The 7,334-nt window shown below is 40.8% G+C and carries 7 protein-coding genes, 1 rRNA gene and 1 pseudogene; all 9 read left to right on the top strand.

The genetic code is table 11. From position 1 onward, the window contains the following. Positions 1 to 7 precede the first annotated feature (7 nt). A 5S ribosomal RNA gene (gene rrf, locus BM101_RS13575) occupies positions 8 to 123 on the top strand. 717 nt (positions 124 to 840) lie between these two features. Further along, on the top strand, positions 841 to 1,644 hold the full coding sequence (locus BM101_RS13570; protein ID WP_087034284.1) for a sorbitol-6-phosphate dehydrogenase subunit: 804 nt from the start codon (positions 841 to 843) through the stop codon (positions 1,642 to 1,644). A 15-nt stretch (positions 1,645 to 1,659) separates the two neighbouring features. Continuing rightward, on the top strand, positions 1,660 to 3,540 hold the full coding sequence (locus BM101_RS13565; RefSeq protein WP_087034283.1) for a BglG family transcription antiterminator: 1,881 nt from the start codon (positions 1,660 to 1,662) through the stop codon (positions 3,538 to 3,540). Continuing rightward, positions 3,541 to 3,984 (top strand): transcriptional regulator GutM, encoded by a 444-nt coding sequence (locus tag BM101_RS13560; RefSeq protein ID WP_087034282.1) that lies wholly within the window; start codon positions 3,541 to 3,543, stop codon positions 3,982 to 3,984. It abuts the gene before it with no gap. Between the two features lie 48 nt (positions 3,985 to 4,032). Beyond that, entirely contained in the window at positions 4,033 to 4,581 is a 549-nt protein-coding gene (gene srlA, locus BM101_RS13555) for a PTS glucitol/sorbitol transporter subunit IIC (RefSeq protein ID WP_087034281.1), read from the top strand. Positions 4,582 to 4,637: 56 nt separating this feature from the next. Then, entirely contained in the window at positions 4,638 to 5,639 is a 1,002-nt protein-coding gene (srlE, locus tag BM101_RS13550) for a PTS glucitol/sorbitol transporter subunit IIB (RefSeq protein ID WP_087034280.1), read from the top strand. 38 nt (positions 5,640 to 5,677) lie between these two features. Then, positions 5,678 to 6,052, top strand: a complete 375-nt coding sequence (locus tag BM101_RS13545) for a PTS glucitol/sorbitol transporter subunit IIA (protein ID WP_087034279.1) — start codon at positions 5,678 to 5,680, stop codon at positions 6,050 to 6,052. A gap of 1 nt (position 6,053) precedes the next feature. After that, positions 6,054 to 6,716 carry a transaldolase family protein gene (locus BM101_RS13540; RefSeq protein WP_087034278.1) on the top strand — a complete coding sequence of 221 codons (663 nt, stop codon included), beginning with the start codon at positions 6,054 to 6,056 and terminating at the stop codon, positions 6,714 to 6,716. Positions 6,717 to 6,890: 174 nt separating this feature from the next. Next, positions 6,891 to 7,334 (top strand): annotated as a pseudogene (gene pgi / locus BM101_RS13535) (glucose-6-phosphate isomerase); the annotation flags it as partial.

Here is a 7,334-nt window from a genome sequence, read left to right as displayed (position 1 = left end):
AAAAATGTGCGGTGACGATGGCAAGAAGGTCACACCTGTTCCCATCTCGAACACAGAAGTTAAGCTTCTTAGCGCCGATTGTAGTGAAGGGTTTCCCTTTGTGAGACTAGGACGTTGCCGCGCAAACGAAAAGACTGTTGACATTATGTCGGCAGTCTTTTTTTGCCATTTCCGAAGTTGAAACAGATAAAAAATGCCTAGCAAACGGCAATCCCATCAATGGGGTAAGAGAGGGGCTGTCTCATTTTGAGGCATTTTGAGGGATACGTATAATATTACGCGCTCCCCGATCCAGCAACTGAAAAGACTGCACATGGCGAGATTCTCGAATGCAGGAAGATCATTCGAGAATACGCGCGGAAATATCGAAGTAATACACTCTTGTGGGGAAAATACGTGTATCTCTGCAATGAAGGATCCGTAAACGAGAACAATCAACTCGCTTTATCTGCTGTTCAATCTCTGACATAATTCATTCTTTTTCCGGCAGCTTCATGATAAATAGGATCGATGGATCAAATTCCTTCTTTTTATAGAGGCAATTAGTTCAAAGATAAAATGAAAACTGACCGGACAAGCTTGCACTAACTGTTTTTTTACATTCGCCGCATCCCCTAAAATGCAAGATGCAAAAGAGAAAAAAGCAGCACTTTCCCAGTGTTGGCGGGGAAAAGGCAAGCGCGTACCGGTGGGTGAGGCAACTTCGGATTTGAAGCGTTTGCATGCCGGCGTAATTAGTTCAAAGGAAAAGTCGAATGTGACGAATTATGTCTGTATTAATTAAATTTTGATTTAGTCTATACTTTGAAATGTAAGATATGAAAGGGGATACAGAGAGATATGACACAAAATTGGTTAGAGTTAGACGGGAAGACAATCATTGTTACTGGAGGAAATTCAGGCATCGGATTGCACATCGCAGATCATTTGAGAGAACAAGGTGCAAATGTAGTCGTTGCAGATTTAAGCGTAGAAACAGGCACCGTTGTATATGGTAAACTAAATGTAAAGACAGACGTAACCTCTATTGAAAGCATCAATGCTATGGTGGATGCAGCTGTTGAAAAATTTGGAAAAATTGATGTTTTAGTGAATAATGCAGGCATGAACATGCCGCGCTTATTGGTGGATGTGTACAGCGATGAGAGGAACTATGAAATCGACGAAGACGCATTCAATAAAATGACAGCGGTAAACCAAAAAGGAATGGTTTTCACTACTCAAGCGGTAGTCAGAAACATGTTGAAGAATAAGATAGAAGGAACTATAATTAACATCTCGTCTGAATCAGGCATGGAAGGTTCTGTAGGACAAAGCCTATATTCAGCCACCAAAGGAGCAACAAATTCATATACGAGATCATGGGCAAAAGAATTGGGTAAATTCGGTATTAAGGTCGTTGCCGTAGCACCGGGGATAAATGAAAAAACAGGTTTAACCACTCCTGCCTATAATGAAGCACTGGCTTATACAAGAAATATTCCAGTAGATCAATTGGATACGGGATACGAAAAGAGCATTCCATTAGGACGTGTTGGTAAGTTGGATGAACTGGGTTACTTAGTGGCATTCTTAGCTTCCAACAAATCGGCCTATATCACAGGGACTACTATTAATATTACCGGCGGGAAATCTAGAGGATAAAATGGGGGCATATACATGTCAACAGCAAGCAATAGGGAAGCGCTACTTAGAATCCTGCTTTCAAAAAAACAGGTGAACCTAAGTGAACTTCAAGACAAATCAGGGTTGAGAAAAAACCAAGTCAGTATGATCGTTGCTGATCTAAATAACATCTACGATGGGATTTTAAAAGTCAGAAGCGTCGATGAATCGGATGTGACAGTTGATCTGCTGGAGAAAAGCAATCTATTCAATACACTGCAATTCAATCTCCAGCAGGATTTTAACAAATCAGAGTTCAGGATCGCTTATCTGCTGTACAGATTGATATGCACAGAGGAATACCTGAACATCGGTGATTTATCCGAAGACATGTGTGTAAGCAGGAGCACAGTGAACAACGACATAAAAAAGACCAAGAATATTTTGGGTAAATACAATGCCAAAATAATCGGCGTCCCAAACAAAGGCATCACATTCAAATGCAGCGAGTTTGGGACCAGATTGGTCTTGATATATGAAGTGTATGACCTGATCCAGATGACATTTTTGGCGGATCAAGGGATGCAGGAACTCATCGAAAGGCTGATCGTCGGTTACAAACTGGATGATCAAAGCAAGGAATTACTTTATAAAACATTTGTGATTACGGTACACAGAATAATGGATGGAAATGTAATCGATTCCGAAATACCGCTGTACAAAAACTTCGAAAGAGATGCGGAGAACATAATCGCGTACATCCAAATGATAGAGGATAGATATCACATCTCTTTGAATGATCACGAAGTAGATTTCCTGTCTTTTCCTATTAATACCAGGAACTCGGCATATGTTAAAAATGCAGAAAATACTATGAACGAACAGGCTTTGCGGTCGATCGTTTCCAGCATGTTGGCAACGGTAAGAGATCAGGTTATGATCGAGATCGACGAAGAGGCATTTTTTAACAAAGTGAAGGACCATTTGCTGTTTCTGATCAATAGGCTTGTTTTCCGGATACCTAAAACAGATCTGTATTTTGAACAGATAAAATTAAGATATCCTTTGGCATTCGAGTTGGCAAAGATTTCCCTGAAAGAATTGAATAGGCTTTACCAATTAAGTGCAAGTGATGATGATATCAGTTATTTTGCGATCTATTACGCACTGATGTTGGATGAAAGACAATCTTATGATTCGAATGAAAAAGCTACGACTGATGTAGGGATCATTACGAATGTCGGTAGAGGAAATTTCGAATTAATCAGCAGGCAAATTAAAGAAATTGTAGGCAATGATAGGAATGTCGTTCATTTGAATACCTCAGACCTACAGGAAGAAAAATTAAAGCAGTTCAAATTGCTTTTTACGACCGAGAACATTTTGACCAATGCAGAGGTGCCAATCATTCACATTGACAGGGTGGTTAATCAAGACGAATTAGTGAAAAAAATATATGCAATCGAAAAAGATCAATACAGCATCAAGCACATTTCAAACAATAATATCAGCTATCATGTCAAAAACTTAACTGGGCAAATGGGCTATTTCGATTATGTAGAAGAGATCATGATTTATTTATCCAAACGTTATAAACTTTCGGATGATATTTTGGATCGCTTCATAGAAAAAGAAGAAAGACACACGATGATCTATGAAAATAAAGTGGCGTTCCCTCATCTGACGGATCCAAATGTTGATAAATTAATTTTTGTTCTAGGTAAAATAAAGGCTGACAAGCGTTACGATGGTTTTTCGTTGATGCTATTCTTGATAACTCCGGAAAAAATTACGGAGCAACAGGAAAAAATATTGATGCAAGTATATGATTTCGTGTTTAAGGTGATAAACGATACCGTGCTGATCGACAAACTACAACAAATTAGCGATGTTCAAGGATTCATTGAGATGCTGGAGAAAAGAGGAACAAAGTAGATGGATAATATGTTTGTATTGGGGATCATGGTTGTCGGTGCTTTTTTAATTCAAAGTGCATTAGGCTTTTTTCAGATTAAACACTTTGGCAATGAGTATAATGAATTGAAGGCGGAAGGCAGAGTTGCCATAGGGAAACGCGCAGGCAAACTTACTTCAGGGACAATCATCATGTTCTTATTGGATGATGAGGGAGTCATCGTCAGAGGGAAGAAACTGCAGGGAACAACAATCCTGGCCAGATTCAAACCATACGACAAATTCAAGGGTAAGTACATTGGAGCCATCACAGCTGAAGATTCTGAAATGATAGCTGAGATAAAAATCACGCGTAACACAGTTATGAATGCGGTCAATAATTATAAGATGTTCATCAATGGAGAAGCGATTCCAGAAAAAGGATCTCCGTTTGCAGAACTGGTTAAGAAAATAAAAAATATATAATTCGGATAAATGGTGCATAAATAATGCATAAAATAAGGAGTGTTAAAAATGGACATTTTAATTAAAGGTGCTGAAGGTTTTATCGGACTATTTAGATTAGGTGCAGCTACATTTATTAGCTGGATGACTGGCATTGTGCCAGTAGTATTAATTCTGATGGTATTCATGAATGTCGTAATCAAGCTGATTGGTGAGGATAAAATAAATAGCTTCGCACAAAAAACTTCTAAATATTCCCTTGTCAGAAACTGTATCCTGCCGTTTTTAGCCGCGTTCATGCTAGGCAATCCTGCCTCATTCACACTGGGCAGATTCTTGCCAGAATTTTACAAACCAAGTTATTATGCAGCGCTTGCGCAATACAACCACACAAGCAACGGGATTTTCCCGCATATCAACGCAGGTGAATTGTTCGTATTCCTTGGGATTGCCTCAGGTATTGAAACGCTAGGATTAAGCACAACGCCATTAGCTATGAGATATTTGTTAGTAGGTTTGGTGATGAATGCAGTAGGCGGATATGTAACCGACTTCACAACTGCTTATGTCTGCAAAAAAACGGGCATACAATTGAGCAAAACAGTTGACGTTCAATAAGGAACAGTATTGGTTTGAATAAAAGCGAAATCATTGGATCGAGAGGGGAATATATCATGACAGAATATAAAAGCATTAAAGTAGAAAAAGGCTCCGGCGGTTGGGGCGGGCCACTAATCATTACACCAACTGAACAAAAACATAAATTCATATATATTGTTGGCGGAGGAGAAAAACCCGCCATCGTCGACAGAATCGCGGAACTAACAGGGATGGAAGCTGTCAATGGCTTTAAAACATCTATTCCGGATGACGAAACTGCCTTGGCTATCATCGACTGCGGTGGAACGTTGAGATGCGGCATCTATCCACAAAAAGGGATCCCGACTATAAACGTTGTCGCAACCGGAAAATCTGGCCCATTAGCTAAATATATCAATGAACAAATCTATGTCTCAAGCGTTGGGTTGAATCAAATCCAACTCACAGACGAGACGGCTACTGCAACAGCCATTGAACCTGAAAAAGAAGCAGCAACAGAAACCGTGGCGTACACTACAGACAAAAAGCTAACGCAACAAAATGCAGAAAAAGGTAGCATCGTTGCCAAAATCGGTTTGGCCGCAGGTAAAGGGATCGCCATCATGCTGCAGTCAGCCAGAGAAGCTGTGCAGACGGTATTGCAAACGATCATCCCGTTCATGGCCTTTGTAGCGATGCTGATCGGTATCATTCAAGGTAGTGGTATCGGAAATCTGTTCGCTAAACTGATGATTCCGTTAGCCGGCAACGTGTGGGGATTGATGGTCATCGGATTCATTTGTTCCTTGCCTATCCTCTCGCCTCTATTGGGACCTGGTGCTGTAATCGCGCAAGTTATCGGAACGTTGATCGGTGTTGAAATCGGTAAAGGCAATATCGCACCAAGCTTAGCTTTGCCAGCTTTATTCGCCATCAATACACAAAATGCTTGCGATTTCATTCCGGTTGGTTTAGGCTTGCAAGAAGCAGAAGCTAAAACGGTAGAAGTCGGTGTACCATCCGTTCTGTATTCTCGATTCCTGAACGGTGTGCCGCGTGTATTCGTTGCTTGGTTAGCAAGCTTTGGATTATACTAAAATTAAAAAAATATTATTAATTAGAAAAGGTGAAGAAAATGGCCATTTATTCAACAGTGATCACAGAAATCGGACCAAATGCAAAAGAGTTCTTAGAGGAAGACATGATGGTGCTGTTCGGGGATGATGCTCCAGAAGCATTGAGACCGTATTGCTTCTTGATTGAACAAAATGTGTTGGAGAATGAAATACAATTAGGCTACGAACTGTTTATTGATGATGAGAAATATGAAATCACAGCCGTCGGTAACGTGGTCAACAAGAACCTTAAGGATCTTGGACATATCACAATCAATTTTAGTGGTGAAACAGTAGCGGACTTGGCTGGAACCCTGTATGTGGAAAACAAACAAGTGAATGCCATCAAAGAAGGTACCACCATTAAAATTTCTGAAAAGGCGGCAGCCCATTAAGATGTTTATCGATACGAATGAGATTGATGCAATCAAAGCATTTGCCAAAACGGGCATCTTGAAAGGCGTTACAACGAACCCGACAATCTTATCAAAAGGCAATAAAAGCCGCTTTACACAGCTAGAAGAATTGTTGGCGTTGGGATTTGAAGAAGTGTTCGTGCAAGTTTTAGGCACAACTGCCGAGGAAATGGTTGCTGATTATGAAGCGATCAAAACGTTTGACGCAAATCACCAACTCTCCATCAAAGTCCCTGTGACGCAGCAAGGATTGGAAGCGATTACCAGGATCAAAGGGGATGATTCAAACAGAATCGTCCTGGGCACGCTCATTTATTCTGCAGATCAAGGCGTGCTCGCCACGATTGCGGGGTGCGATTATTTAGCGCCCTATGTAAACAGAATGTCGAACAATAATATCGATCCTTTGCAAGTAATCAGCCATATGAGATCATTCATTGATGAAAGAGCCTATGAGACAAAAGTTATAGCTGCAAGCTTCAAGAATGCAAACCAAGTTATTGATTCATTGACAGCTGGTGCCCATACGGCTACGGTACCACCTGATGTTTTCGAAAGTATGATGAACAAAGATTTGGCGCTCAAAGCCCTGGATGTTTTTGAAAATGATGGCCGTTCTTTATTTTTGAAATACGGAGAATGATCTTTGCCGTCAATGTAGTGGGCATTTGATGAACAGTGCTCCAGCACCCTTATACCGCCTTGGCGCGGGACAGGGATGCTGGAGCTTTTGTTAATCTTTTGGGTGTGAATGAAGGATGAACGCACGCGTTTGTTTTCATCTGTAAAAATAGTGAGTGAAATAGGAGGGCATTAAATGGCACATATTAATTTTGATTATTCTAAGGCTCTGGAATTCTTGGGGCAACACGAATTGGATTATCTGCAATTCCAAGTTACCGCTGCTGATAAAGCGTTACGGGAAGGAACAGGTCCAGGTAATGATTTTACAGGCTGGATCGATTTGCCGAAGGATTACGACAAAGAAGAATTTGCCCGCATCAAAGCGGTTGCTAAAAAGATCCAATCCGATTCAGACGTGTTGGTTGTCATCGGCATCGGCGGTTCATACTTAGGCGCACGTGCCGCGATCGATTTCTTGAACCACACCTTCTATAATGTGCAGACGGCTGAAAATCGCAAAACACCCCAAATTTTCTTTGCGGGGAACAGCATCAGCTCAACTTATTTAGCGGACCTGATTGAAGTGATCGGCGACCGTGATTTCTCCGTCAACATGATTTCGAAATCCGGTACAACA

Origin of the sequence: Trichococcus palustris, from assembly GCF_900114465.1 — a bacterium.
Taxonomy (GTDB): domain Bacteria; phylum Bacillota; class Bacilli; order Lactobacillales; family Aerococcaceae; genus Trichococcus; species Trichococcus palustris.
This window is presented reverse-complemented; position numbering and strand designations above follow the sequence as displayed.